Genomic DNA, 26,459 nt, shown 5'->3' on the forward strand with positions numbered 1-26,459 from the left:
ACTTTCAGGCGTTTTTTTGGTCAAGGGATGGGATCTATGTTTAGTTGGTTACGAGGAAGTAAAAAGGTACAAAGAACATTCAGTGAGAAGTCATATATCAGTGTCGAAAGTCAACCTTATATTCAAGATGATGACAGCGATATTTTTTTTGAAGTAGAACCGGAAGCTGAAGTAAATCCTACTCCGCAGATTTGCCTAGTCGATCTGGGTAGTGACGTAAATGAATTGTTGAGGCGGAACGCTTTCAACTGTGTTGAAGCGTCGGTGGGTTCTTTAGTGTCTGTTCCTAAGTATAATAGGAATGACGAGCACTTTGTGCGTCAGAATCATAATATACCCAAGGATTTGCATGAGTATGATGTTCTGGTAATGGATGCTGGAGCCGAAAATACTTCGTCGTATGATTCAGATAAAGCAAGTTTGCAAGGGGTGCATGAAGGTGTCACGTATGCGCTGGTAAGTAAGTATCCACAACAGGTTTTCAATACAAAACCTTTTGGGGTGGGTGTTCTATCTCAACGGTTAAATGGTTTTTCGAATAAGAAGTCTATAAGGGTCGTGTTTGCTGCAAAGGAGGTTTATGTAAATTATGAGATTGTGGAGATCTCGTCGAAGGGGAATTATATAGTTCGTCGAGAACATTGTTGTAATATGGATTTGTTTGATACCCCAAGACGGACGAGTAAATTTGGTAGGAAATTTAAGGCCCCAGCTCCAGAGTCAGGCTTGGTTGCGCTGCTTTTTAAATATATAGCTGGAGCTGAGTATCAAGTTTTTTTTGAGCGTCCGACGGTTTGGGCTGAAAATTGTAGGGTGCCTGACGCGGACTTTATGCCGCTTGCTTTTAATGATAATGATGAGGTTGTTTCTTATCTTCAAAAGCAGGGCGAGTCCTTTGTTTGTGTCTTTCCTCAAGTTGTGAATAAGGCAGATTTTTTGCTTGAATTGTTCAATACCTGTTTTCCGGAAATAATTCCTGAAATATTCCCCATGAATGGCCAGTTTGGTTGGCTTGATGACGGAAGTATTAATCTCCCAGGAGAGCTCGCCCTAAAACAAAGAAGGGCCGAAATTGAAAAACGCTACCTTGCAGATATGGCCTCGAACGACAACGCTATCCAACAATTGAAGGTCGATTATTCCTTTTTAAGGGATATGATGACAGGTACTGGCGAGGCTTTAGTAAAAGCTATACAGCGTTATTTATTGTGGTTAGGTTTTGCAGATGTAAAAAGTATGGATGATGAGTCGACCGATCTCCTTGAAGAAGATATTCAGGTTGATTGTGGCGAAAGGATTTTGGTTATTGAGGTTAAAGGTATTGGTGGAACTTCCACAGATAAGGCTTGCTCTCAAATAAGCAAAATTAAACATCGTAGAAGTGAGCAGAGAAGGCGTTTTGATGTTTTTGGGCTATATATTGTAAATCACCAACGATTTTTGGCGCCTGAAAAAAGACAGAACCCTCCGTTTACTAAAGAGCAAATCGGTGATGCGAAGTTGGATAGGCGTGGATTGCTTACAACTTATGATTTATATAAAGTTTATTTTTTGATTGAGGATGGCGTTCTCGAAAAAGAATATGTGAGGGAGAGACTGTTTGATTATGGCGTTGTGAGTTTTTTACCATCAAATCTATTGGCTCTGAAGGTCTCTACAATCATTCGAAATGGAACTGTTGCTATTTTGGAGCTTAGTGGTGTAGAGCTCAAGGTTGGAATGAAGGTTTATGCACGTAAGGGTGGGGATTACTCCCTTCGCGAAATTCTGACCATTAAGTGTGACGATGTAGAAGTACAGTCGGCCAGCGACGGTGAGGTTGGCATTTGTCTCGATAAAGCGATCAAGTCAAGGTCAGAGATTTTTATAGAGAAATTAGTTGAAACGGTTACTCCGGAATAAATGAGCCTACGACTTTTCCGCAAATATGGGTTTCTTCAGTGATTTCAATAATAGGATATTGAGGGTTTATAGGCCGTAGGTATTGTCGGCCTGCGTCTTCCACTAGAATTTTGAAGGTTGCTTCGTTTGTTCTAGGAAGTCTTGCAATGACGCGATCACCCGTTTTGGTTTCGGCTTCAGGATCCACGAAGATGATGCACCCAGTGGGGTAGCTCCGGCCGGGTCCTTGATTGGTCATTGAATCTCCAAGGACTTTCAGCGCGTAACCGTGCTGGCTAATCTGAACAGGGCACGATAGCCAAGAATCAGCATCGTAAGACTCAAAATTCGAGATTGCTTCGCACCATGCTCCAGCCTGTACCCAAGAAATCAATGGCACCTTACCAAAACGCTGATTGATCTCACGAATGTTACTAACATCACCAGCGCCTATTTTGCTAACGTTACTATCACCAGTTCGTTCTTTCGGCAGCACACCGTATTCAAGCCATTCCCGCCTAACCCCTAGCCAGGAGCAGATGGCAGACATGCTGTCTGCCTCTGCCATTGCCTCGCCATTCAGCCATTTGCTGATGGCCTGGGTCGTTTTATCAACGCCCACGCTTTTCAATTGACGATGAATATCCACTCCACGACCTCGGCTGCGTACGCCGGCGTCGTCAAGTGCTTCGTGTAGGCGCTCGCTGAAGGCTGCGCGGAGAGTATTTTTATCAACCATTAGTTGAGAGTCTCACAAAGGTTGCGCAATAGTCAGTTGATCTATAACATCAACCGCAAGTTGATAAATGGAGGTTGTCATGTTGGACCCCGCAGATTTTCCGAGCGCGATCGCATTCGCGTTTGAAGCCGTAGGCGGCATCGGGGCCGCCGCGAAGGTATGCAACAGAAGCTATCAGGCGTTGAACAAATGGCGTCAGGCTGCGTGCTTACCGCGCACGGATTACACAGGTGAAACCAAATATGCCGAGCTCTTAGCGACTGCGGCTAAGCAGAAAGGCAATGCCTTCCAAGCAGCTTGGCTGTTGAACGCATCGGCCCCTCATAAAGCCGCAGCGTAGCAAGAAAAAAGGCGACCCAAAGGTCGCCCAGTTTCTCCCAACACGCACCACCACAGCGCTGTCGGGTCGCGATAAAGATAGGCGGGCACACCACATGCAACCACCCCCTTTTATCGCGCTTTTCCAAGGCTCGGAAGCCTTGGTGTTGCTGCCTTTTCCACCACAGATTGGGCAGCTGTTGCGCCAGGGGTGAGCAACGGATTGCTCGCCCCGGCACGGTGCCGGTGTCGATCCCTAAGATCTAGCCGGCGTTTGGGCCCTTTCAAGCCACGCGGCAAATGTATCACCACTGCATGTCGCGCGGCACTGGCAACTTACAAGGATTAATGCCATGAGCCGTATCATTCTGAGCTCTCTAGACCGGGCGCAGCGGGAAGTTCTGCCGCTCGATCTCGCGCTTTATCATTCCGCACGGGATTACCCCGGCGGCGCCGCTGCTATCGCCGCCACCACCGGCCGAAATGCGACCACGCTGCAGCACAAGCTTTCCCCAACCCACCCAAGCCACACGGTGAACATTCAAGAGTTCGGCGAGATTCTGGAGCTGACCAAGGATCGTCGCATTTTGGATGCGGTGCATGCGTTGGTCGGTGACACGACCTGGCAGGAGCTGGCTGAGGCGTACACCAACGACATGCCCGAGACGTTGACCACCGGTATTGCGGAGTACTTTCGCAAGGTGGCGGATCTGGCGGACACCTGGGCCAAGAGCATTGGTGACGGTGTCGTCACTGATGAGGAACTGGCCGCGATTCGCCTGCAGGTATTTCGTGGGATTCAGGGGTTGTTGGGGATGTTTAACCGTGCCACGTATGTCAACCAGACGACGCGGGGTGTTGATCGTGGCTGATATTGCTGACTTCGCTAATGACCTGGTGCAAGAGCGTATTGATCAGGCGCTCGCTGCACGTAACGCCGCCAAGCCCGCTTTGGCGGCGCATTCGTTTCTGTTCTGTGAAACGTGTGATGACCCGATCCCGAAGGCCCGTCGGTTGGCGCAGGCTGGCTGCACGCAATGTGTGGGATGCCTTTCTTTCGCTGAACTGAGGGGGGCTCGCCATGCTGGATGAGGTACTGGGGCAATTCGCCGATTACGGGCTTAAGCCAGCGCAGCCGCTGGTGTTCGGTAAGCTGACACGGTGCGAGACAGCGCAGGACAAGGGCAAGGAAAAGAACGGCTGGTACGTCGTCCATGAGCATCGCACGGAGAAGGGCGAGACGCTGATTTTCGGCGCGTTCGGTGACTGGCGCTCGGGTGAGTCACAGAAGATCAAGGTGAAGGCCGGGCGGATGTCGCCGGAAGAGCGTGAGGTTATGCGCGCTCGGCAGGAGGAGGCGAAGCGCCGGGCTGCGGAGATCGCAGCCAGTGCGGCGCGTCGTGCAGCGAAGCGTGCGGCGGGGATGTTCAAGCGCATGCCGGAGAAGGGCAGGAGCGACTATCTGGATCGTAAGCAGATCGTCGGTATGGGTGTCCGGTATGCACCGCGCACTGGTGCGTTCCTGGTGCCGATGTGCAACGTGCGCGATGAGATTGTCGGCCTGCAGGTGGTGTTTCCAACCAAGCAGCAAGACACCGGTCGGGACAAGTCGTATTGGCCCTATGGGATGTCGAAGGAGGGCGCCTTTCACCTGATCGGGCCGCATCCGGATCCGGGTGAACCCGTACTGGTGTGTGAGGGCTATGCCACGGGCGCAAGCCTGCATATGGCGACTTCGCTGACCGTTGCTATCGCGTTTGATGCGGGCAATTTGCTGGTGGTGTGCAAGGCGATGCGTGAGCGCTTTGCCGGCTGCCCGCTGATCATTTGCCGGGACGATGACTGGAAGACCACGAAGCCGAACGGCGATGCCTGGAACCCCGGTGAGGAGAAGGCCAACAACGCGGCGCTGATCGTCGGTGGCCAGGTGGTCGCGCCGATCTTTTCCGGTGAGCGGGAGATCAAGTGGACCGACTTCAATGACCTGCATGTCGCCGAAGGTTTAGAGGCCGTGCGCCGCCAGGTGCTGGCGGTGGTCAAGCCGCCGGCCGCTGGTGGCTGGAAGGACATGCTGGCTCGAAGCGAGAGCGGGGCGTTAATTGCGCACATGCAGAACGTCGAGTTGATCCTGGCCAACGATGAGCGCTGGGCCGGGGTGGTCAGTTACAGCGCTTTCAGTTCGAAGATCGTGAAGCTGCGTGCGGCGCCATATGGCGGCGGCACGGGCGATTGGGCGGACATTGATGATGTGAGAGTGATGAAGTGGCTCGCGCAGCAGTACAACTTGCGGGTGAAGGCGTCGCATGTGATCGAGGCGGTGAGTGTGGTTGCGCATGACCATGCGTTTCATCCGGTGCGCCAGTACCTGCGCAAGCTGCAGTGGGATCAGGTGCCCCGGCTTGAAAGTTGGCTGACCGATGTCATGGGCGTGAAGGCGACAGATTACTCGGCAAAGGTCGGCAAGCGCTGGATGTTATCGGCAGTAGCGCGGGTGATGAAGCCCGGCTGCAAGGCCGATTCGGTGATGATTCTGGAGGGCGCGCAGGGTGCTGGTAAGTCGACCGCGATGAGCATCCTCGGCGGCGAGTGGTTCATGGATACGCCGTTCGCCCTGGGCGACAAGGACGGCTTTCAAGCGATCCGAGGCAAGTGGATCGTCGAGCTGGGCGAGTTGGACAGCTTCAACAAGGCTGAGAGTACCAAGGCCAAGCAGTTTTTCTCTGCGTCGACGGATACCTACCGCGAGAGCTATGGTCGCCGCACGATGGATGTGCCACGTCAGTGCGTGTTCGTGGGTACAACGAACCAGGACGAATACCTCAAGGACGCGACCGGTAACCGCCGTTATTGGCCGGTGGCGTGTACCAAGGTGGATCTGGAGTTGTTGCGCTCGATTCGCGAGCAGCTTTGGGCTGAAGCGGTGTTTTGCTACGACGCGGGTGACCTTTGGTGGGTGACGCTGGATGAAGCGGCGATGTTCGGCGAAGAGCAGGACGAGCGCTTTGTGGTGGACGAGTGGGAAGGGCCGATTCTGACCTGGTTGGAAGAGTCGCAGATTGGTGAGACCACCACCGGCAGCGACGTGCTGACCAGTGCTTTGAAGTTGGATTTCGGGCATTGGGGTAAACCGGAGCAGATGCGCGTCGGGGCGATCATGCATCGGTTGGGATGGCGGCGTGTTCGGTTGCCTCCGTTGGTGAAGAGTGGTCAGCGGCCGTGGGCTTACAAGAAGCCTACAGGGTGGGGTGGTGCTTCGGCGTTGAAGCGGGAACCGATTGAGGAGCCTTGCTTTGATTAAGGGTATCGATTCGCTGCTTCGGTTGTGGGCGCAGGAGCTGCATTCCGAACATTCGAAAGGGGGGCTTGCTGGGGGGAATATGGTTGCCATGATGATGGAGAGCAATGGGCAACTGATTCGTGGACGGCGGGCCTTTCGTGCACCGCTGGAGAGTTCTCTCGACATCGAGCTGATCGTGAACAAGCATCTCGCGCCCGAGTTGGTGATGGTTGTGCGGGAGCATTACTGCACGCTCGATGTTGATATGCGCTTGCGGTACGCGCACTGCGGTTGTGGTCGTGACACGTACTACCAGCGCCTGCATGAGGCACACCTGCAGATCTTCGGCATGATGATGGGGATGGCTGCGTGACCCCAGGCATTCGTCCGGCTGTTGTTGTCCCACTGGCCCGTCTTGTCCCGCTGCGTTTTGATGCAGTGGGACAGGTGCGGGCCTTGTCGTTGTTGGACTGTCCCACCGTCCCGCTACAAAGTGCCTCCCGCCCGTGTAAGCGTAGCGGGAGCAGTACGTGCGTTTCACGCGCATGCGTGTTCTTTAAATTCTTCCTTTACACGAGAAGGGAGAAAGATAAGTAGGACAGTGGGGCGAAGCCCCGAATTTAGGCGCTCTCAGGCGTCCCACTTCGATGCTGAATAGTGGGACAGATGGGACGCCGCCGAAACAGCAGAATGCCGGGGTGGGATATTCACCGACATTCGCTAGGCATTCACCCGGTGTTACCCACTTATTCGCCGGGTGGCATTAAATCGGGGTTGCTGCCACCGGAATCGACCTGTAAAAAGTAGTCATCTTCGATAGGTGCGACCGCAGAGAGCGGCAGGCACCACACCACCAAACCCGGCCATTGCGCCGGGTTTTTGCGTTTAGGGGTTGGCGATGACAAACGAGCAACAAGCGCTGGCAGAGATGCCGATCTGGTTAGTGATCGTCCTGGCCCTGGTCGGCGGCGTATCGGGAGAGATGTGGCGGGCCGACAAGGATGGGGCGCGAGGCTGGGCGTTGTTGCGAAGGCTGGCGCTTCGGTCTGGTGCCTGCATTGTCTGCGGGGTGTCGGCGATGATGCTGATGATCGCCGCCGGCATGTCGATCTGGACGGCGGGCGCCTTGGGTTGCCTGACGGCAATGGCCGGTGCCGATGTGGCCATCGGGTTGTACGAACGCTGGGCTGCCAAGCGGCTTGGTGTGTGTGATGTCCCGCCGAATGGCGGCGGGACAGCCTGAAACCGCCGGGGACCCTGGGGTTATTCGGGTGGTACGGGGTCGGAAACCCGCGGGAAACTGTTAGCGGCAGGGTTGCCAGCTTACTGAAATTTCAATCATTGAAATCTTGAAAGGATTCATTGAAATACGTTGAAAAGGAGGGCTCATGACAGAACCAACCTACCTGTCGAAGAGCGCCTTCGCGGCCCGGCTCGGCAGGTCGCCGAGTTACATCACCTGGCTGAAAGATAACAACCGTCTGGTGCTTTCGCCCAACGGCAAACAGGTTGATGTGAATGCCACCGAAGCGCTGATTCGCGACACCGCAGACCCGAGCAAGGCCGCTGTTGCCGAACGACACCAACAGGACCGGATTCAGCGCGACGTTTACAGCCAACTATCCAGCCATGCCGAGCCGACTTCAACGGCTGCGCCGCCGCTCACGATCACACCTGCGGGGCAGCTCCCCGACTTCCAGAAGGCCCGGGCACTGCGCGAGCACAACCTGGCACAGCTCGCCGAGATCGAGTTGCACAAGGCCAAGGGGGCGCTGGTTGCCCTGTCGGCGGTGCAGTCCGGCGCCTACAACGCCGGTCGCATGCTGCGCGATCAACTGCTGGGAATGCCTCCGCAACTGGCTCCGGAACTGGCATCTATGACTGACCCCTGGGAAATCGAAAAGCACCTCACGGCGGCGATCCGCCGCTCGCTGGAAGACGCAGAGCGCATGTCTTCAGCGGACCTTGAACACGCACTGACCACGAGTTAATCCTATGCCCACAGAAATCCCTGACGGTGCAGAGGTGTACCGCGAGGCGTATTTCCGTGGGCTACGGCCCGACCCGGATGTCTGGATCGATCAGTGGGCCGATGAGTACATGCGAATCCCGCGTGACACCGGCGCCGCTGAGCCGGGCCAGTACCACACCTCGCGTACACCGTATGCCCGCGAGCCCATGCGGTGCCTATCGCCGGCTCACCCCTGCAAGCGCGTGATTACCATGGTCGCGTCGCAGCTAATGAAAACTCAGATCGGCCTGAATTGGATTGGCGGCCTGATGCACATGGCACCGTCGAATATCCTGGCGTTGCTGCCAAGCCTCGGCCTGGCCAAACGGGTGTCCTCGCGCATCGGCAAAACGATCAAGGCAACGCCGGTGCTACGCGAACGCGTGGCGGCCAACCGCTCGCGGGATTCGCGCAACACGATGGACACCAAAGAGTTCGAGGGTGGCACGTTGTACGTCACCACCGCCGGATCGGCCGCCAACTTGTCGGAGCTGTCGGCTCGCTATGTTTACGGCGATGAAATCGACCGCTGGGAAGTCGATATCGGCGAGGAGGGCGACCCCATTGAACTGGCGGAAACCCGGGGCAGTACGTTTGGCCGTAACGCCAAGTTCTACTTCTCCAGCTCGCCGACGATCAAAGGCGCCTCGCGAATCTCCGACCTATTCGACGGCAGTGACCAGCGTCATTACTACGTGCCGTGCCCGTACTGTGGGCATATGCAGGTGCTCGAGTGGGAGAACCTTCTCTACTCGGCAGACTTCAGCGTAGTGCATTACAAATGCGCGGCGTCCGGGATGAACTGTGACGTACTGATCGATGAGTACCACAAGGGTGAAATGCTCGCCAAGGGCGAGTGGCGCGCTCATGCCGAGGGGGACGGCGAGACGGTGGGTTTCCACCTTAACGCGCTGTATTCACCGCTCGGTTGGATGGACTGGAAGTCGCTGGCCAAGCAATTCGAGAAGGCGAAAAAGGCCCAGGCCAAAGGCGATCTCGAGCCCATGCAGGTGTTCTACAACACCCGTCTGGCGAAGGTTTGGGACGCGGCTCAAGAGCAGACCAAAGCCGACGTTCTGAGGCAGCGCGCGCGGTTGGAAGGCTACACCCTTGGCTCTCTGCCGGCGGCGGTGATGATGATCACCGGCGCCGTTGACGTTCAAGCCAACCGGCTAGAATTCATGGCCATGGGCTGGGGCGTCGGTATGGAGCGTTGGGTCGTCGACTACCAAGTGGTCTCCGGCGATCCCGCAGACGACCGCACCTGGGCGGCGCTCGACGAATTGCTCAAGGCCAAATATCGCCATCCGTGCGGTGTCGGAATTGGCATTCTTGCGGTGGCCGTTGACTCCGGCGGTCACCACACCGATGAGGTCTACCAATTCTGCCGTGTTCGTCGCTGGCGGAACGTCTTCGCCATCAAGGGGGCGAGCAAACCCGGCAAACCGGTCATTGCTCAACGCCCGTCCATGGTCGACGTGACGTGGAAAGGTCAGACTGAACGCAACGGTGCCGAGCTTTGGTTCGTCGGTACTGATACGGCGAAGGACTGGATCTACAACCGCTACCCGTTTGAGTCCGGGCCGGGCGCGTTGCACTTCGCGAATGACCTGCCAGACGACTTCTTCGACCAGTGCGTAGCAGAACGCAAGGTCGCCCGTTATGTGCGTGGCCACAAGCGCATCGAGTGGGTGAAGGGCAAGGCCGAGCGCAACGAAGCGCTCGATCTGATGGTGTATTGCCTGGCCATGGCGCATTACCTGGGCCTCCACCGATATAAGGAACACGACTGGGAGCGCGTGCGTCACTCCTTGGCGCAGTCCGGACTGTTTGACGAAGCGCCGGGTATCAAGCCCGTTCAAGGTGAACGGATCGATAGCCTTGGCCCGGCTACCCCTGTTCGGCCCCCGGCTTCACTACCCGTTGTTCCGGTCGTGTCACCGCGTCCAGCAGCAACACCACCTCAACGCCGCAGCTCCACCAGCGGCTACCTGAAGAGACGCTGATATGTCATTTACCCAGAAGCACCTCGACGCGGTTGAGGCGGCCATTGCTCGCGGTGAAAAAACTGTGCGCTACACGGACCGCACCGTGGAATACCGCACCGTCGATGAACTGCTTAAGGCTCGCGAAGAAATTCGTTCGTCGCTGATCAGCGCGGCCGGGCCACGTTCGCGCGTGGTCCGGCTGTACCACGGAGGCAAAGGACTCTAATGGCTCGCTATCCAACGCTGACCCGTAACGGATTCGTGTTGCCGTCCAACATCAAAGCCAGTTACGAAGGCGCTGGAGAAGGGCGCCGCTCCACTGGCTGGGACGCTCCCGATAACGGGATCAACAGCATCAACACCCCGGCACTGCGCAACCTTCGGTCGCGCTCCCGGGCAGCGGTCCGCAATGATCCCTATGCCTTCAACGTCATCGACAAGCGTGTCAGCAACCTGATCGGCACGGGCATCACCCCTCGGCCGACAACCGACGATGATGCTTTGCGCAAGCTGTTGCAGGAACTCTGGTGCGATTGGGTCGACGAGTCGGACGCGGATGATCGCACTGACTTCTACGGCCAGCAGGCGCTGGTGGCGCGCACGGTGGAAACATCGGGCGAGTGCTTCGTCCGGTTGCGTCCTCGCAGTCTGATTGAAGGTTTGGCGGTTCCGCTGCAGCTGCAAATCCTGGCGCCGGAATTCGTGCCGCACGACAAATTCGAGAGCACCAAAAACGGCAACGTCATCCGCGCCGGTATCGAGTTCACTCCCGGTGGCAAGCGGGTGGCGTACTGGATGTACCTGTCACATCCGCGTGATGCGGCCTCGCTAAACGCCGGGTACAACCAGCTGGTTCGCGTGCCGTCGACTCAGGTGCTGCACATCTTCGAGCCTGTGGAGCCAGGACAACTGCGTGGTGTGCCGCGATTGTCGCCGGTGCTCAAGCGCCTGCGCAGTCTCGACAACTACGACGACGCGGTGTTGTTCCGGCAGGAAGTGGCCAACCTGTTCGCTGGTTTCATCAAGCGGCCAGCGCCGGATTCGGGGCAGACGCCCCGCGATCCAGTCACCGGCGCGTTGCTGGATCTGGATCGCGACGGCTTCACCCCGATGGTCGCGCTCGAACCCGGCACGATGCAGGAACTGGGGGCAGGAGAGGAGGTTGAGTTCTCCAAACCACCAGACGCGGGCAACAACTACCCGGACTTCATGCGGCAGCAATTGATGGCTGCAGCGGCGGGTAGCGGTACGCCTTACGAGATCCTCACCGGCGACATGCGCGGGATCAACGACCGTGCACTGCGGGTGGTGCTCAACGAGTTTCGGCGCCGCTTGGAACAACTGCAATTCAGCGTGTACGTCCACCAACTCTGCCGCCCGGTACGTGCCGCGTGGATGGACATGGCGGTGCTGTCGGGTGTCCTGGTGCTGGACGATTACGCACAGAAACGCCGGCAGTACCTGCGCACTCGATGGGTGCCACAAGGCTGGGCCTACATCCAGCCGGTTCAGGATGTTCAGGCGCGTCGGATGGAAGTGCAGGCCGGGTTTTCTTCTCGCAGCGAGATGGTCCTGCGTACCGGCTACGACGCCGAAACGGTCGATCTGGAAAACGCTGCTGATCTGGCGCGGGCCACAAAACTGGGCCTCAACTACAACACCCTGGATGCCGTCGAAGACAACGACGATAAGGAGCAACCATGAGCAAGAAAGCGCGACCGCGCATTTACAACCGCGCAGGCAAGCGTGTCGAAGTGCAGGACAGGACCTGGTACGCGGTGCAGGCCAGCGGCGAGGCCACCGAGCGAGTGATCGAAGTTTTCGTTTATGGCGAGATCGGCGGCTGGGGCATTACGGCTAATCAGTTCGTGCAGGATCTGCGCGCTATGGATGACGGTGTGTCTCCGGTGGTGGCCGCGTTCAACAGCATTGGCGGTGATCTGTTCGACGGACTGGCCATGCACAACGCGCTTTCGCGTTTGGGCGAACGCTGCACCGGTCGGATTGACGCGTTAGCAGCGAGCGCGGCTAGTGTGGCCGTGTGCGGTGCACACCGCGTAGTCATCGCGGCGAACGCCATGCTGATGATTCATAACCCCTACACCTATGCAGGCGGGGGCGCCGAGGACTTCCGCCGGGTCGCTGATGTATTGGATCAAACCTTGGAGGCGATCATCGCGGCCTATAAGGCCAAGGCGCCCGACATCGATGACGCCGAGCTGCGGCGAATGGTTGATGCTGAAACGTGGCTGACTGCTAACGAAGCGGTGGCTCATGGTCTTGCAGACGAAGTCGGCGACGGCATGAAGGTCAAAGCATGCCTCGGTCAAGGCGCGGTGTTGCAACGGTTCCAGCACGCTCCGGTTGAGTTGGTGGCGCAACTCGACGAACCACCTGAACCGGATCCTGAACTGGAACGTGTAGAACCGCCGCTGGTACCGCCCGTAGTCGACTCTGCCAATTTGGCATTGATGATCACTCAGCGCTGCACGGCGGCGGGTATCAGCAACCTGGTCGAGTCGCTGCTCAGTTCGACCAAGCTCGAAAGCGAGGAAATCGTGCTCGCCGGTCTGGCACGCGCTAAAGCTGTGAACGACCTCTGCGTCGCCGCGCGTTTGCCAGAATTCAGCGCCGAGTATGTCGCGGCGGGCCTGGATGCGGCGGCGGTGCGGGCGCGTTTGTTCGACAAGATCGTCACCAGCGGCAAGGGCTTTGAAATTGACAACAGCCTACCACTGGACGATGACCCGGCACCTAAGGTGCAAGCCAAGAAAATTGATCAGCCATCTATCTGGTCGGCTCGCCAAGCTGCCCATATAGGTAAATCTCATTCCGATACAGGAGCAAGACGATGACGATCCAACGAGAGCCGATGCATGCAGGCGAATTTCTCCTGTCCGAAGCGGCTGGCACTATTTCCCGCGAGGCAATTAATGTCGCTGCCGGCCCTGCGTTAGAGCCGGGGCAGATCCTCGGTTTAGTCAGCCTGACCGGCGAATTCGCCCCCTACAACCCAACCGCTGAGGACGGCAGTGAAAACGCTATCGCCATTCTCTACGGTCCACTAGGTGAGTCGGATGTGGTTCGACGCGGACGGGCTGTGGTGCGGCTGGCTGAAGTCAGCGAATCGCACCTGACCGGCCTGGATCCGGCAGCCGAGAAAGCGCTGGCCACCCACTTCCTGATCGTCCGCTGAAGGCGATCGCCACCAATTATCCAGCCCGCCCTGTGCGGGTTTTTTGTTTTCTGGAGATAGCTTCATGGCTGACATTGAAATCTTTAACGACGATGCTTTTTCGGTCTCTTCGCTGACCGCCGCCATCAACGAACAGGAGTATCTGCCGGGGCGGATCAGCAGCCTCGGCCTGTTTCAGGAAGAGGGGATCACGACCCTCACAGTGCAGGTGGAAAAGGATGGCGACACGCTGGCTTTGGTGCCAGCGGGTGAGCGTGGCACCTCCGGTCTCGTGGTGAGCGGCACCAAACGTAATCTGATTCCTTTCAACACCGTCCACTTGCCTCAGCGCTTTGCGATCAAGTCTGATGAGATTCAAGGCATCCGTGCCTTCGGTACTCGCTCCGAACTGCAGGCCGTGCAGGACGTCGTCAACAAGCGCCTAGCCAAAGCTCGCCGTCAGCTTGATGCCACGCACGAGTTCCAGCGCATGGGTGCCCTCAACGGCCAGATCTTGGACGCGGATGGCAAAACCGTATTGCTCGACATCTACAAAACGTTTGGCGTGTCGCGCAAGAAAATGTCCATGGAGATGAACAATCCTGACACTGAGCTGCGTGTGAAGTGTGGCGAAGCGCTCGACATGCAAGAGGATGCACTGGGTAGCGTGACAAGCAGCGGCGCGCGAGCACTCTGCGGCAAGAACTTCTGGAACAAGATGATCGTCCACAAGTCGGTCAAAGAGACATTCCTCAACAGTCAGCAGGCAGCGGCGCTGCGCGGTGATGCTCGGGAGAGCTTCGAGTTCGGCGGCATCATCTGGGAACGCTATCGCGGCAAGATAGCGGGTGTGACTTTCATCCATGACGACAAGGCGCTGCTGATTGCAGAGGGTGTGCCAGACCTGTACATCTCTGTGTTCGCGCCGGCCGATTACATGGAAACGGTCAATACCGAAGGTGTGCCGTACTACAGCAAAATCGAGCCGATGCCGTTCAACAAGGGCATGGCCGGTGAAGCCCAGTCCAACCCGCTTCACCTGTGCACCCGACCGCTCACCCAGATCTTGCTGGAACTCTGACCGTGGCCTTTCGCGATCTGATCTCCGAGGTCGACGCGGTGGTTTTCGAAACGCTGGGCGATACCGCGCGGATTGAGGGTCGCGAAGAGCCAGTGTTCGGCATGTTCGCCGCGCCCTGGCTGCAGCCCAAATTCGGCAAGCTCAACACCGGATTGCGCGAGCCGCGCTTCGAGATTCGCGTCAGCGATTCGCAAGGTCTGCAGCAGGGCATGCTGGTCAGCGTGGATTTGCCCGCCTTGGATGGCGGCGGTGACTACGACTTGATCCAGCTCGAGCCGAGCGGCGACGGCCTGGTCGCCCTGATTCTGAGGTTGCGGCCATGAGCGTCGGCAGCTATTTCAAACCCTCGGCCGGGGGCGGGATGATCTCTATCCAGTCCTCGGCCGCAGATTTTCAGGCGTTCCAGGACTTTGCCAAGGTGGTGCCAAAAGCGGCTGCTGCGGCGCATCGGCGCGCAATCAACAAGACGTTGGGCTGGTTGCGCACGCACATTGCCCGAGCCGTCAGCCGGTCAGAGCGCATTGCTGTTGCAGCGGTGCGTCAGCGGTTGCGCAGCTATCCGGTTTCCGGCGGTGCCGCGAGCGGCAAACTGTGGTTCGGTTTGAACGCCATCGAATCCAGCCGGATCGGCCGGGCGCGGCAAACCGGCAGCGGTGTGTCGGTGGCGGGGCGGCGTTACCAAGGGGCTTTCCTCAAGAAGGTCTACGGCAACAAACCCGACATCTGGATCCGCACAGCCAGCAAGCATTTCAACGGGGACGATTACCCGGACAGCACGGTGTCCCCCGGTCGCGGGCCGAGTTCGGGCTGGGTCGCCGAACACGGCAGTCGTTTCCCGCTGGCCAAAGCCAAGGTGTCGCTGGAGCAAGCTCGGCCGCATTTCGACAGCTGGGTCAAAAAGGCAGATGAGCGTCTGCTGGAGATTCTCAAGCAGGAACTCAACTTTGAGCTGCAGAAGTACCTTAAGAGGATCGGCAATGTCTGACGAACCGTTCAGCCTGGACCAGCTTTATCGGGCGGTAGAACAGCATCTGCGTACCCACTTGCCTGGCGTGCAGGCCGTCACAGCCTGGCCAGACATTAAGGATCGCGTGTTGCTGCCGGCGGTGTTTCTGGAGGTGGCCGAGATCGAGCCGGGTACCGATATCGGCACCGGCGAAACCTCGCTGGTCTGCAAGTTCGAGGCTCGGATCATTGTTGACCCGATCAAGCCGCACCATCATCAACAGGCCGTGCAATTGGCGACCCAGTTGGCGGTGCTGCTGCGTGCGCAGACGTGGGGGTTGGCAGTTGAACCCGCCGAGTTTGTGCAATCGCTGCAGGACTGGACCCAGCCGCATCTGGATGGGTACACCGTGTGGCTGGTGGAGTGGACTCAGCAAGTCTATCTCGGCTCGGAGGAATGGCTCTGGCCTGACGAGCCGCCGGGCATGTTGCTCATTGGATTCAACAACGACGCCAAAGAGGACTTTGTCCCTGCGGAGGATGTGTGAGTAGCTACGCGAGTGCCCAGCACGACCGGATGATTGCGGGAGCGGTCAAGGCTTGCTATGTGGTCGCGGTGGATCTGTCCGCATCGCCGCCGGTGTGTCGGGTGTCCGATGGTAGTGAATGGGTTAGCGCTTGGGTGCGGTGGCACAGCATCGCCGCGGGCAAGGCCAGGCACTGGCGGGCGCCGTCTTTGGGCGAGCAGGGCAGTTTGATCAGTCCCAGCGGTGACGTGTCACAAGGCACGTTTGTCCCGGGCCTGTACGGGAATGCCGGACCGCCGCCGGACAACCGCGACCACGTCGAGGTCTGGCGTTTCGATGATGGCGGCTCGCTGATCTACGACTGGCAGGCGAAGTCTTACACCATCACCCTGCCGAGTGGCACGGTGGCGATCAAGGTTGGCGGCACGGACGTCGTCGTTACGGATAACGCGGTAACGGTGAAGTCGGGAACGATCGATCTTGAAGCGACCGTGAATATCAAAGGGCCTGTCAATATCGACGGCCCGTTATCCGTAACGGGCAACATCGACGGCGCTGGCAACATCATGGCCGCCGGCAACAGCGACAACCACCACAAGCATTAACCCAAACATTCATCCAGCCCGCCGCGTGCGGGCTTTTTCATGCCTGGAGAAACACATGGCCAAGATCGATACGACCGTCACTGAGGCGCAAGCGTCCTCTGAACCAGTAATTGCATCCTCAATGTTCTCATCGCCGGAGTTCTTGAAATTCCGCGACAAGGTTTACACCTCGCGACTGTTGATCGTGCCCGGTACTGACCGTTCCTATCCGGTCGACAAGGCGACGGTCGTAGTGCCGGCCTCCGACATCGAAGCGGTCAAATTCCTGAAAGCCAGCGAAGAATACGAGCCGTTCAAGGAGTGACGTAGATGATCGGAATGGATCGCCACACCGGCCAACCCATTTCCGGCATCGAGCACCTGCGCCAATCCATCCCAGATATCTTGGGCACGCCGCTGGGCAGTCGCCGGCACCGTATGGAGTACGGCAGCAAGCTGCGCCGGTTTGTCGATTTGCCCGTTAACGAGGGCTGGAAAAGCGCCGTACAGGCTGAAGTAGCCCGCGCTCTAGGGCGCTGGGAGCCGCGTTTGAAGCTGGATCAGGTGCGAGTCATTTCCGTCATTGGCGGGCAAATCAATATGCAAATCGTCGGGAAGTACCTGGGCGACAGCGTCACGTTGGAGGTGGCCGCATGAGTACCGTTGATCTGTCGTCGTTGCCGGCACCGACCGTGTTGGAGCCTTTGGACTTTGAAGAGGTTTATCAGGACGGGCTGGGCGTGTTTCGCGGGTACATGGGCGGCAACTGGACGGCCGCGCTGGAAAGCGATCCGGTGGTCAAAGTGCTTGAGGTTGGGGCTTACAACAAGGTCGGCAACCGCGCCCGGGTCAATGACGCCGGCAAGGCGCTACTGCTCGCGCACGCCATTCGCGGCGACCTCGATCAGTTGGGGGCTAACGTCAATCTGAAGCGCCTGGTGATTCAGGTGGCGGATCTGCAAGCGGTGCCACCGGTGCCCGAGGTCATGGAAGACGACGACCCGTTTCGCGAGCGCATCCAGTTGGCCTATGAGGGCTTGACCACGGCCGGTCCGCGTAACAGCTACATCCTGCACGCGCGTAATGCCTCGGGGCTGGTGGCAGATGCCACGGCTGAAAGCCCGGCGCCTTGTTACGTTACGGTAACGGTGCTGGGGCTGGACGGGGAAGGCGAAGCGCCGGCGGATCTGCTGGCGACTGTGGCCACTGCGTTGAATGACGAAGACGTGCGGCCGGTCGGTGATCGGGTGACCGTGCAGAGCGCGCAGGTGATCCGCTACGAGATTGACGCCATCTTGCATATGGCCGGCGCCGGCCCCGAAGCGGATGCCAGTTTGGCCGAAGCGAAAAGCCGATTGGCCGGCTGGATCAATCCACGCAAGCGGCTGGGCGTCGAGGTCGCACGCTCCGCTGTTGACGCTCAGTTGCACGTTGCCGGCGTTGCTCGGGTTGAGTTGGTCGGGTGGCAGGACCTGGCCCCGACCAAGGCTCAGGCGGCGTTCTGCACGCGCTACAACGTGAGGCTGGCGGGCTGATATGAAAAGTCTACTGCCGCTCAACAGCACGCAATTGGAACGGGCCATGGAGGCCGCGTTTTTCGAAAAGACGATTGTCCCACTGCGTGACCTCTACAACCCCGACACCTGTCCCGTGCATCTGCTGCCGCATCTGGCGTGGGCGTGGTCAGTGGATCGATGGGATTACCGATGGTCTGAGGCGACCAAGCGCGCGGCCATCAAGGCGTCGTTTTACATCCACAAGCACAAGGGCACGATCGGCGCGATCCGTCGTGTGGTCGAGCCGCTGGGCTATCTGATCGAGATTGTCGAGTGGTTCAAGACCGTGCCCGAGGGCGTGCCGGGCACCTTCGCACTAAAGATTGGCGTACTCGATACCGGCATCACCGAAGAAATGTATCAGGAGCTTGAGCGCCTGATTGACGACGCCAAGCCCGTTACCCGGCACATGATCGGGCTGGCGATCAGCCTGGAAACACAGGGCAATTTGAATGTCGGCGTGACCCTTTACGACGGCGACGAACTCGATATCTACCCGCCGGAAATGCAGGACATCAACATAACCGGCAGCTTCGGCGTGGTCGGCCGTGAACACTCCATAGACATCATGGATATTTATTAAATGATTGATGCGAACTCAAAGTTTTTCGCGATCCTGACGGACGTGGGGGCGGCCAAGCTGGCGAATGCCAATGTGCTGGGCGTACCCTGGAACATCACGGAAATGGGCTTGGGCGATGCCAACGATACCGAGCCGCAGCCCAGCGCCAAGCAAACCAAACTGATCAACGAATGGCGGCGCCGTCCGCTGAATCAACTGCGCATCGACCCGGTCAACCCGGCGGTGATCATTGCCGAACAGGTCATCCCGGCCGACGAAGGCGGGCACTGGATTCGTGAGGTCGGGCTGTATGACGCTGACGGCGATCTGGTGGCGGTGGCCAACTGCGCGCCGAGCTTCAAGCCGGTGCTGTCGCAGGGTTCGGGCCGTACTCAGGTGGTGCGGATGAACCTGATTGTTTCCAGCACGGCGCAAATCAGCCTCAAGATTGACCCGTCAGTGGTGCTGGCGACGCGTGAGTATGTCGATTCGCGCATTCTGGAAGAGCTGAGCAAACTCGACATTAAGCAGTCGGTGCGCGCTGCCACCACGGCCAACATCGCGCTGGTCGGTTTGCAGGTGGTGGACGGTGTTTCGCTGAATACCGGCGATCGCGTGCTGGTGAAGAATCAGGCAGCCGCCAAGGACAACGGCCCCTATGTGGTGGCTGTCGGTGCCTGGGCGCGCGCCAAGGATGCCGACAACAACGCGAAGGTCACGCCGAACCTGACGGTAGCGGTCGAGGTTGGCGCAACGCAGGCCGACACGATCTGGCAACTGGTGACCGATGGCCCGATTGTTGTGGGTACCACCGCGCTGACCTTCAAGGACATTACTGACGGCCTTGCCCGTTTGTTCTCGCCGAGTTTTGCGGGCAATCCGACGGCCCCGACACCGGCGCGGTTCGACAACAGCAAGTCGGTAGCGACGACTGAGTTTGTGAAGCAGCGCGGCATTGAGTTCTCAGGCTTCACCACGAACTCCGCGAATCTGGTCATGACCGCGACCCATGTCGGCGGCCTTCACAGCTTCTCCGACGCGGCACAGCTCACGGCGACCTTGCCACCAACTGCAGGTGTTTCCTATGCGGCCACTATCACGCTGGCCTGCGCCGGGCCGGGTGGTTTGAAAATCGTGGCTTCGGGTACCGACCTGGTCTACACATCGAGCGGCGTTTCTGGGCCGCTGGTGTTGGCTCTGGGGGACACCGCTGAATTCGTCCGCTTGCAGGATCAATGGCGGTTGGTCGGGGGTACGGTGGCCCTGCGCTTTGCTGGAACCATGAGTGGGCCGCACTTCGTCACGCCGCCGAAGTTCGATAACAGCCTGCGCCTCGCTACGACGGAGTTTGCACAGCGGTCGCAGGGTAGTTATGCCGATTCGGTCGCGTACAACGGCAGCACGACGCTGACTGCGGCAGATGTCGGGCGTTTGGTTGCCATCGGTGGAACGTCTGCCACGGTCACCTTGCCCGATGCCGGCCCCGTGCCGCTGGGAGCGGTGATCACCGTGCTGGCGAGTACGACGGCGGGTCTGACGATTCAGGCCAAAGCCGGCCAGTCGCTGCTCAGCCTTTCCAGTGTGTCAGGCCCGTTTGCGGTGCTGCCGTCGAGCATGTCGGTTTTGAGGCGGCTGAACGACGGCACGGGCTGGGTGCTTGAGGATGGTGATTCGGCGCTGAAATATTCGCCATTGTTTGCCTCCAGCATCGGCGGGAGTGGTTGGTTCAAACGCCCCGACGGCCTTATTGAGCAGTGGGGACAGGGCGTGACTGATGCGAACGGATATGTTTACGTCACCTTTCCTATTCCGTTCCCCTATGCGCCGCGAAACATCACGATGACGCATGTCGGATCGATGAGTTTGATGCACGCGCTTATGGGGGCGAATCTGAGGTCGACAGGTTGCACGTTGCGTGTGCAAAACGCGGCAGGAGCGTCTGATCCGAATTGGACAGTTTGGTGGCGGGCAATAGGGCAATAGGGGATAAAGATGAGCAAGATCGTATTTTTCAGTCCATCTACATGCGGGGCTTATATTCCTGGAATTCATGGCGCGGACATGCCAACGGACGTTGTCGAAGTGGCGGCAAGTGTTTGGCAGTCATTGCTCGATGAGTTGTCGACCAGTCCAAAAAAAATGTCGTCCCGGCCCGATGGTCAGCCGGTGCTGATTGATCCGCCGCCGCTCGATTCTGACGAGCTGGCGGGTCTAGAGCGGGCTTGGCGTGATGCGCAATTGGCGCTGTCCGATCCGCTGGTGTCCCGGCACCGCGACGAGGTCGAGGAAGGCGGCGCAACCTCGATCACGGCCGAGCAATATACCGAGCTGCAAGCCTACCGCCGTCAGTTGCGCGACTGGCCGCAAGGCTCGCAATTCCCGCTCGCCGAACACCGGCCGCCGGCGCCGACCTGGCTGTCAGCACAACCCGACTAAACGCCCCGCACCGACGGGGCGTTTTTCATTTCGTTACGCGTAACACCAACACCCTCACAGCCTCGCTTAAGCGGGGCTTTTTCGTTTCTGGAGATTGGACTTTATGAGTTTCTTTCACGGCGTCACGACCACTGATGTCAAGACGGGAGCGCGCACCATCTCGCTGCCGTCTTCGTCGATTATCGGCCTGTGCGACACCTTCACACCGGGCATTCTCGGCGGCGGTACGGCCAAGGCCGGCGAACTGAAGTTGATCACCACCGAGCGCGAATCCATTGCCGCCTTCGGCGCCGATTCGGCTATCACCAAGGCCTGTCAGGCGATCTTCGTCAAAGCCAAGGCCGTGATTGTCGCTATCGGTGTGGCCAAGCTGGAAGACGCCGCGCTGCAGACCTCGGCGATCATCGGCGGTGTTCTGGAGTCGGGTCAGCGTACTGGCTTGCAGGCGCTGCTCGATGGTAAGAGCCTGTTCAACGCGCAGCCGCGGCTGTTGATCGCGCCGGGCCATACGGCGACTCAGGCGGTGGCCACTGCGCTCGACAGCGTGGCGCAGAAGCTGCGCGCTATCGGCATCATCGACGGCCCGGGTACGACCGACGAGGCCGCGATTGCCTACGCCGAGAACTTCGGCAGTCGCAACCTGTTCATGGTCGACCCGGGCGTCAAGTATTGGGACACCGTTACCAGTTCGACGGTCGATGCGCCCGGCTCGGCTTGGGCAGCAGGCCTGTTTGCGTGGACCGATGCTGAATACGGTTTCTGGGCCTCGCCATCGAACAAGGAATTGACCGGTATCACCGGTACCGGCCGCGCGGTCGAGTACCTGGACGGCGACGAGACGTGCCGGGCCAACCTGCCCAACAACGCCAATATCACCACGATCATTCGCGATGACGGTTACCGCCTGTGGGGCAACCGCACGCTGTCGAGCGATCCGAAGTGGGCCTTCGTTACTCGCGTTCGCACGCTGTTCATCCTCATGGATGCGGTGCAGGCCGGGCACAAATGGGCGGTCGACCGCTCGATCACCAAGACCTACGTGGCCGATGTCACCAACGGTCTGGATGCGTTCATGCGCGACCTGAAAGCCCAGGGCGCGATCATCAACTTTGAAGTATTCCCCGACACCGAACTGAACACGGCCAGCCAGATCGCCCAAGGCAAGGTGTATTGGCGCATCCGTTTCACCGACGTGCCGCCGGCAGAAAACCCGAATTTCCTTTTCGAAGTCACCGATCAGTGGATGACCGAAGTGCTTGAAGCAGCCTAAGGGGGCGTAGCAAATGATTCCTCAGACTTTGTACAACACCAACCTGTTCGTCGACGGCGTGAACTTCTCCGGCGACGTGCCGAGCATGACGCTGCCCAAACTGACCACCAAGACCGACGAATATCGTGGCGGCGGCATGGCCGGCCCCATCGATATGGATCAGGGGCTGGAAAAAATGGAAGCCTCGTTTGTCACCAAGGGCGTGCGCCGCGAGTCGCTGAAGTACTTCGGTTTGGCCGACGGCACGGCGTTCAACGCCACGTTCCGAGGTGCCTTCAGAGGTCACAAGGGCGCGGTGACAGCGGTCGTTGCCACCCTGCGCGGTCGCCTCAAAGAGGTCGATCTCGGTGACTGGAAAGCCGGTGATGCGGCCGAGATCAAACACGCAGTTTCGGTCACGTACTACAAGCTCGAAATCGACGGGCGCCTGATGTACGAAATCGACATGGTCGCCGGCATTCAGGTGATCGACGGCACAGACCAACTGCTCGAAGTGCGCAACGCGCTCGGCCTGTAAGGAATAGATCTAGATGACTCAAGCAATCGCTAGAAACCTGCCGGCCTGGCTGTCGCTCAGTGCAATCGGTGCCGTCGTAACGCTGACCCGTCCCAGTCAAGCAAACAGCGTCGACGTTGAGGCGTTGACCCTGCGAGCCCCGACCGTGCGTGCGGTGCGCGCGGCCGACCGCGCCGCCAATGGTGACGACGAACAGCGCGAGCTGATGTTGTTCGCCGGTCTGGCTGAAGTCGGGCTGAAGGATCTTGAAGGCCTCAAGATGGCCGACTATCGCCGCGTGCAGGCGGCGTATACGCACCTGGTGCCGAAAACCGATTATTCGGACTCGATGCCGGCATGGTTGTCGCTGACGACCGATCAGGTGGTGGTGACGTTCTGGTGTCCGAGCGAAATCAACGGCGTGACGGTCGACAAGCTGGCCTTGCGCTCCCCTACTGTGGGCGACGTGCGTGCGGCCAACCGTGAAGTCAGTGGCGACGATGAACAGCGCGAGCTGGTGTTGTTTGCGGCGCTGTCCGGGGCGTCGGTGGCGGATCTGGAGGGGCTGAAGCTGGTGGATTTTAACCGCTTGCAGGCCGGCTATTTTCGCATGGACAACGACGACGGGCTTTAACCCCAGCGTGATCAAGTCGGCGGCGAAACGTCTGGCGGCGGAAACCGGATTTTCCGCCGCTGAGATCCAGTCGATGCCGTTCGCGGATATGGTGTGGTGGCTCACGGATTGAGCCGCTTTAGGTAGTGCTGGGCACATGGGGGCCGTCACATGGCAAACAAAATCGCCCTCGGGCTGGTGATCGGCGGCGCCGTCAGTTCGACGGTCGGCGCCGCGTTCAAGGATGTGACCGGGCGCATCAAGCGCCTCGAGGCAGAAGGCAACAAAGCGCGTGTGCTGCAGCGCACGATTGGCGACACCATCCGCCTGCGCGAAGAATGGAAGAAGGCTCACGACACCGGCGCGGCCGGTGCGTCCAAATTACTCAACCGTTTGAACTCAAACCTCGACAGCCTGAAAAAGCAGGGGGTCGAGGTCGGCCGGCTGGAAAAAGCCTATCGCTCGATGGGGCAGACGGCCAACAAAGCCGAGCTGAAAGCCAAGGGGCATCAGCAGATTGATTCCGGCGTAAAGGGCATGAAAGGCGCCGTCGGTGCAGCGGTGGTCGGTGTCGGTGCCATGGCGGTACCGACCAAGGTCAGCGCGGATTTTGGCGCCATTGTGCGGGATATCGCGATCAAGGCCGGCATTGCCAACAAGCCGCAAGAGCAGGAGATGTCGCGCAAGATCATCGACACTTCGCGCGACACCGGCATGGCGCGCAACGACGTGGCCGACGTGGTCAATCAGTTGGTCGGCGCCGGTATGGACCTGAGCAAGGCGCTGGAGTACGCGCCTGTCGCGGCCAAGTTTGTCGTGGGGCAGGGATCCAGCGGCGTCGACACGGCGAAGATGATCAATGCCCTGGGGCAGAACGCCAAGATCACCGATCCCAAGCAGATGCAGCAGGCGCTGGAGGCGATTGCGTACCAAGGGCAGGCGGGCAGCTTTGAAGCGGCCGACATGGCCAAGTGGTTTCCGGAGTTGCTGGCCAACATGGCCAGCAACGGCATCACCGGCATGGACGCGGTGACGCAATTGGGCGCCATGCTGCAGGTGCAGATGAAGCAGGCCGGCAGTTCGGACGAAGCGGCCAACAACCTGAAAAACTGGATGGGCAAAATCGGCTCGACCGACACGGTCAAGGCCTACGAAAAAGCCGGGATTGATTACAAGGGATCGATGCAGACCGGCTTGCAAAACGGCATGTCGACGCTCGAAACCAGTATGGCGCTGGCTCAGAAATACATTCAGGCGACCGATCCGAAGCGCGCGGCGGCCATGGCCGAAGCGACTTCAAAAATCAGCAAGGAAGCCGACCCAGAAAAGGCCAAGGCCATGATGGCCTCGCTGGAAGAATCCCTGCGCACCGGCGACCTGTTCGCTGACATGCAGGTTAAGGCGGCGCTGTCGGCCTACATGCAGAACAAGGCGCTGTACAGCCAGCTTAAAAACGATTCGCGCGAGGCGACCGGGATCCTCGACAAAAACCTCGCCGAGCGACGTGAGTCGTCGTCGCAGAAGTGGGCAGAAATGGCCCAGTCGATGGATGACTCCATGCGCAGCATTGGTGATGCCCTGCGACCGGTGACGGACGTCGTCGCGGAGTCGTTGACCAAGGTCGCGAAGGGCATCACTTCGCTGTCGGATAGCTCGCCCAGCGTCGTGACGGGAATCGGATTGGTGGGTGCCGCGCTCGTTGGACTGTCCGGTCTGTATAGCTCTTTCAAGATGGGCAAAGGGATGCTCAACCTGGCGCGCGGTGCCTTGGGTAAAGGCAAGTCAGGTGAAGTGCAAAAGGTCTTTGTGACCAACGCCGAGGATGGCGACGGCGGCGGTAATGCCGAACCGAAAGGCAAGGCCGGTAAAGCGCTGTCGCTGGTTGAAACCGGCCTCAAGGCAGTGGCTGCGTTCAAGGGCACGCCGGCAGATGGCGCCGACGATGCCGGGGAAGGCGGCGACAAGAAGCCCGGGAAACTCGACCTGGTTTCCACCGGCCTCAAAGTCGTGTCGCTGGCCCAGGAAGCCGTCTCGGGCGGCGATGGTGAGGACGAGGCGGGCGGCGGTGACGATGCGGTCAAGAAGGTGTTCGTCGTCAATGCCAGCGCCTTGGGCGGCGCCGGTGGTGCAGATGCTCCGGGTGAATCTCGCCGGCGTGGTCGCGGTTCGCGGCGCGGTGCTTCGCGGCGCCGGTCGTTGTCTCCCCCTAGGCCACCACGACAGCCGGGGCCACGGCCGCCCGTACCCGTACCGCGCCCGCCCGTTCCCGTGCCACGGCCGCCGATTCCACCGGTGCCACCTGTCCCGGCCGGGACGATGGCCAAGCTGGGCGGGGTTGTGCAAGCCGTCGGCAAGGTCGGCAAGGTGGCCAAGGTCATTCCTGGCGGCACGCTGCTGGAGTCCGGCGCGATGGCGCTTGAAACCTTTCAAAACGCCAAGACCAAGGATGAAAAGGCCGAGGGTTATGGTGCAGCGGCTGGCAATCTGGCAGGCACCATGGCCGGTGCAGCGGCGGGTGCGGCCATTGGTTCGGTGGTGCCGATCATCGGCACGGCTATCGGCGGCTTGATCGGCGCCTATCTGGGCAGTCAGGGCGGTGCGGCGCTGGGCGGATCCTTGGGTAAATCGCTGTTCGGTGGCGAGGATGAAAAGCCCGAGGAAAAGCCAAAGGCGCCCGTGCCCACCACGCCGCTCATGATGGCGTCAGCGGCGCAGCAAGGCCCGGTGCTGGGGGATGTCGCGCGCTCGATGGCGGTGACGGCGCCACTCAAGTCGGCAGCGCTGGCGATCCAACCCAAAGAGCCAGAAAAGCCGGTACCGGCCAAGGTCGATCAGCAGTTTCAATACTCGCTGAGCATGCCGGTGACCGTGCAGGGTGATGTCAAAGACCCGCAGGCCTTGGCGCAGGATCTGATGCCGCACATGCAGCGAATGATGGCGGACGCGGCGAAGAGTAACGCTGCCAAGCTGTACGACGAACCCCATGTGTAAGGAGGTTTC

At 59.1% G+C, this 26,459-nt stretch carries 29 protein-coding genes and 1 pseudogene; 29 read left to right on the forward strand and 1 reads right to left on the reverse strand.

Annotated elements, in window-relative coordinates:
- Positions 1-36: 36 nt before the first annotated feature.
- On the forward strand, positions 37-1,902 hold the full coding sequence (locus ICA16_RS00415; RefSeq protein ID WP_210699628.1) for a hypothetical protein: 1,866 nt from the start codon (positions 37-39) through the stop codon (positions 1,900-1,902).
- Here the strand turns inward: ICA16_RS00415 and ICA16_RS00420 are convergent.
- Positions 1,889-2,620 (reverse strand): LexA family protein, encoded by a 732-nt coding sequence (locus ICA16_RS00420; protein WP_210699629.1) that lies wholly within the window; start codon positions 2,618-2,620, stop codon positions 1,889-1,891. The two genes, ICA16_RS00415 and ICA16_RS00420, sit on opposite strands and share 14 nt — an antisense overlap.
- Positions 2,621-2,699: 79 nt before the next feature.
- Here ICA16_RS00420 and ICA16_RS00425 point away from each other — a divergent pair, with 79 nt between their 5' ends.
- The 28 genes and pseudogenes from ICA16_RS00425 to ICA16_RS00555 all read left to right on the forward strand — a co-directional run bounded on the left by ICA16_RS00425 (position 2,700) and on the right by ICA16_RS00555 (position 26,450).
- On the forward strand, positions 2,700-2,960 hold the full coding sequence (locus tag ICA16_RS00425; protein ID WP_210699630.1) for a hypothetical protein: 261 nt from the start codon (positions 2,700-2,702) through the stop codon (positions 2,958-2,960).
- A 331-nt stretch (positions 2,961-3,291) separates the two neighbouring features.
- Positions 3,292-3,810 (forward strand): phage regulatory CII family protein, encoded by a 519-nt coding sequence (locus ICA16_RS00430; RefSeq protein WP_210699631.1) that lies wholly within the window; start codon positions 3,292-3,294, stop codon positions 3,808-3,810.
- On the forward strand, positions 3,803-4,030 hold the full coding sequence (locus ICA16_RS00435; RefSeq protein WP_210699632.1) for a TraR/DksA family transcriptional regulator: 228 nt from the start codon (positions 3,803-3,805) through the stop codon (positions 4,028-4,030). The genes ICA16_RS00430 and ICA16_RS00435 overlap by 8 nt, the downstream gene beginning before the upstream one ends.
- Complete coding sequence (locus tag ICA16_RS00440; RefSeq protein ID WP_210699633.1) at positions 4,020-6,236, forward strand: VapE domain-containing protein; 2,217 nt, start codon at positions 4,020-4,022, stop codon at positions 6,234-6,236. The genes ICA16_RS00435 and ICA16_RS00440 overlap by 11 nt, the downstream gene beginning before the upstream one ends.
- Positions 6,229-6,588, forward strand: coding sequence for a PA0613 family protein (locus ICA16_RS00445; RefSeq protein ID WP_210699634.1), 360 nt, complete (start codon positions 6,229-6,231; stop codon positions 6,586-6,588). Before ICA16_RS00440 ends, ICA16_RS00445 begins: the two co-directional genes overlap by 8 nt.
- A 525-nt stretch (positions 6,589-7,113) precedes the next feature.
- Complete coding sequence (locus ICA16_RS00450) at positions 7,114-7,458, forward strand: phage holin family protein (RefSeq protein ID WP_210699635.1); 345 nt, start codon at positions 7,114-7,116, stop codon at positions 7,456-7,458.
- Between the two features lie 145 nt (positions 7,459-7,603).
- Positions 7,604-8,206, forward strand: coding sequence for a terminase small subunit (locus tag ICA16_RS00455; protein ID WP_210699636.1), 603 nt, complete (start codon positions 7,604-7,606; stop codon positions 8,204-8,206).
- A 4-nt stretch (positions 8,207-8,210) separates the two neighbouring features.
- A complete protein-coding gene (locus ICA16_RS00460; protein WP_210699637.1) occupies positions 8,211-10,232 on the forward strand; it encodes a phage terminase large subunit family protein in 2,022 nt (673 codons plus the stop codon).
- A 1-nt stretch (position 10,233) separates the two neighbouring features.
- A complete protein-coding gene (locus ICA16_RS00465) occupies positions 10,234-10,440 on the forward strand; it encodes a phage head-tail joining protein (RefSeq protein ID WP_210699638.1) in 207 nt (68 codons plus the stop codon).
- Positions 10,440-11,918 (forward strand): phage portal protein, encoded by a 1,479-nt coding sequence (locus tag ICA16_RS00470; RefSeq protein ID WP_210699639.1) that lies wholly within the window; start codon positions 10,440-10,442, stop codon positions 11,916-11,918. Before ICA16_RS00465 ends, ICA16_RS00470 begins: the two co-directional genes overlap by 1 nt.
- A complete protein-coding gene (locus tag ICA16_RS00475) occupies positions 11,915-13,069 on the forward strand; it encodes a head maturation protease, ClpP-related (protein WP_210699640.1) in 1,155 nt (384 codons plus the stop codon). The genes ICA16_RS00470 and ICA16_RS00475 overlap by 4 nt, the downstream gene beginning before the upstream one ends.
- Positions 13,066-13,410: a head decoration protein gene (locus ICA16_RS00480; RefSeq protein WP_210699641.1), complete on the forward strand. Its 345-nt coding sequence runs from the start codon at positions 13,066-13,068 to the stop codon at positions 13,408-13,410. Before ICA16_RS00475 ends, ICA16_RS00480 begins: the two co-directional genes overlap by 4 nt.
- A gap of 64 nt (positions 13,411-13,474) precedes the next feature.
- Positions 13,475-14,470, forward strand: coding sequence for a major capsid protein (locus ICA16_RS00485; RefSeq protein ID WP_210699642.1), 996 nt, complete (start codon positions 13,475-13,477; stop codon positions 14,468-14,470).
- A 2-nt stretch (positions 14,471-14,472) separates the two neighbouring features.
- Positions 14,473-14,793, forward strand: coding sequence for a head-tail joining protein (locus tag ICA16_RS00490; RefSeq protein WP_210699643.1), 321 nt, complete (start codon positions 14,473-14,475; stop codon positions 14,791-14,793).
- Complete coding sequence (locus ICA16_RS00495) at positions 14,790-15,455, forward strand: hypothetical protein (protein WP_187676668.1); 666 nt, start codon at positions 14,790-14,792, stop codon at positions 15,453-15,455. Before ICA16_RS00490 ends, ICA16_RS00495 begins: the two co-directional genes overlap by 4 nt.
- The gene (locus ICA16_RS00500) at positions 15,448-15,963 is read left to right on the forward strand and encodes a hypothetical protein (RefSeq protein WP_210699644.1); all 516 of its coding nucleotides are present in this window, start codon (positions 15,448-15,450) and stop codon (positions 15,961-15,963) included. Before ICA16_RS00495 ends, ICA16_RS00500 begins: the two co-directional genes overlap by 8 nt.
- A gap of 29 nt (positions 15,964-15,992) precedes the next feature.
- A complete protein-coding gene (locus tag ICA16_RS00505; protein WP_210700158.1) occupies positions 15,993-16,547 on the forward strand; it encodes a phage baseplate assembly protein V in 555 nt (184 codons plus the stop codon).
- 55 nt (positions 16,548-16,602) lie between these two features.
- A complete protein-coding gene (locus tag ICA16_RS00510) occupies positions 16,603-16,851 on the forward strand; it encodes a hypothetical protein (protein WP_210699645.1) in 249 nt (82 codons plus the stop codon).
- 5 nt (positions 16,852-16,856) lie between these two features.
- Positions 16,857-17,183 carry a GPW/gp25 family protein gene (locus ICA16_RS00515; RefSeq protein WP_210699646.1) on the forward strand — a complete coding sequence of 109 codons (327 nt, stop codon included), beginning with the start codon at positions 16,857-16,859 and terminating at the stop codon, positions 17,181-17,183.
- Positions 17,180-18,061, forward strand: coding sequence for a baseplate assembly protein (locus tag ICA16_RS00520; RefSeq protein WP_210699647.1), 882 nt, complete (start codon positions 17,180-17,182; stop codon positions 18,059-18,061). Before ICA16_RS00515 ends, ICA16_RS00520 begins: the two co-directional genes overlap by 4 nt.
- Before the next feature lies 1 nt (position 18,062).
- Positions 18,063-18,665, forward strand: coding sequence for a phage tail protein I (locus tag ICA16_RS00525; protein ID WP_210699648.1), 603 nt, complete (start codon positions 18,063-18,065; stop codon positions 18,663-18,665).
- Positions 18,666-20,627, forward strand: a complete 1,962-nt coding sequence (locus ICA16_RS00530) for a phage tail protein (RefSeq protein ID WP_210699649.1) — start codon at positions 18,666-18,668, stop codon at positions 20,625-20,627.
- A gap of 9 nt (positions 20,628-20,636) precedes the next feature.
- Positions 20,637-21,080, forward strand: a complete 444-nt coding sequence (locus tag ICA16_RS00535; RefSeq protein ID WP_210699650.1) for a tail fiber assembly protein — start codon at positions 20,637-20,639, stop codon at positions 21,078-21,080.
- A gap of 103 nt (positions 21,081-21,183) precedes the next feature.
- Positions 21,184-22,350 carry a phage tail sheath subtilisin-like domain-containing protein gene (locus ICA16_RS00540; RefSeq protein ID WP_210699651.1) on the forward strand — a complete coding sequence of 389 codons (1,167 nt, stop codon included), beginning with the start codon at positions 21,184-21,186 and terminating at the stop codon, positions 22,348-22,350.
- Between the two features lie 13 nt (positions 22,351-22,363).
- Positions 22,364-22,867: a phage major tail tube protein gene (locus ICA16_RS00545; RefSeq protein WP_210699652.1), complete on the forward strand. Its 504-nt coding sequence runs from the start codon at positions 22,364-22,366 to the stop codon at positions 22,865-22,867.
- Positions 22,868-22,880: 13 nt separating this feature from the next.
- Positions 22,881-23,171 (forward strand): annotated as a pseudogene (locus tag ICA16_RS28130) (phage tail assembly protein); the annotation flags it as partial.
- A 24-nt stretch (positions 23,172-23,195) separates the two neighbouring features.
- Positions 23,196-23,480 carry a phage tail assembly protein gene (locus ICA16_RS28135; protein WP_228734134.1) on the forward strand — a complete coding sequence of 95 codons (285 nt, stop codon included), beginning with the start codon at positions 23,196-23,198 and terminating at the stop codon, positions 23,478-23,480.
- Positions 23,481-23,630: 150 nt separating this feature from the next.
- Positions 23,631-26,450 carry a phage tail tape measure protein gene (locus ICA16_RS00555; protein WP_210699654.1) on the forward strand — a complete coding sequence of 940 codons (2,820 nt, stop codon included), beginning with the start codon at positions 23,631-23,633 and terminating at the stop codon, positions 26,448-26,450.
- Positions 26,451-26,459 lie beyond the last annotated feature (9 nt).

It is taken from the genome of Pseudomonas anatoliensis (assembly GCF_017976235.1).
GTDB classification, from domain to species: Bacteria; Pseudomonadota; Gammaproteobacteria; order Pseudomonadales; family Pseudomonadaceae; genus Aquipseudomonas; species Aquipseudomonas anatoliensis.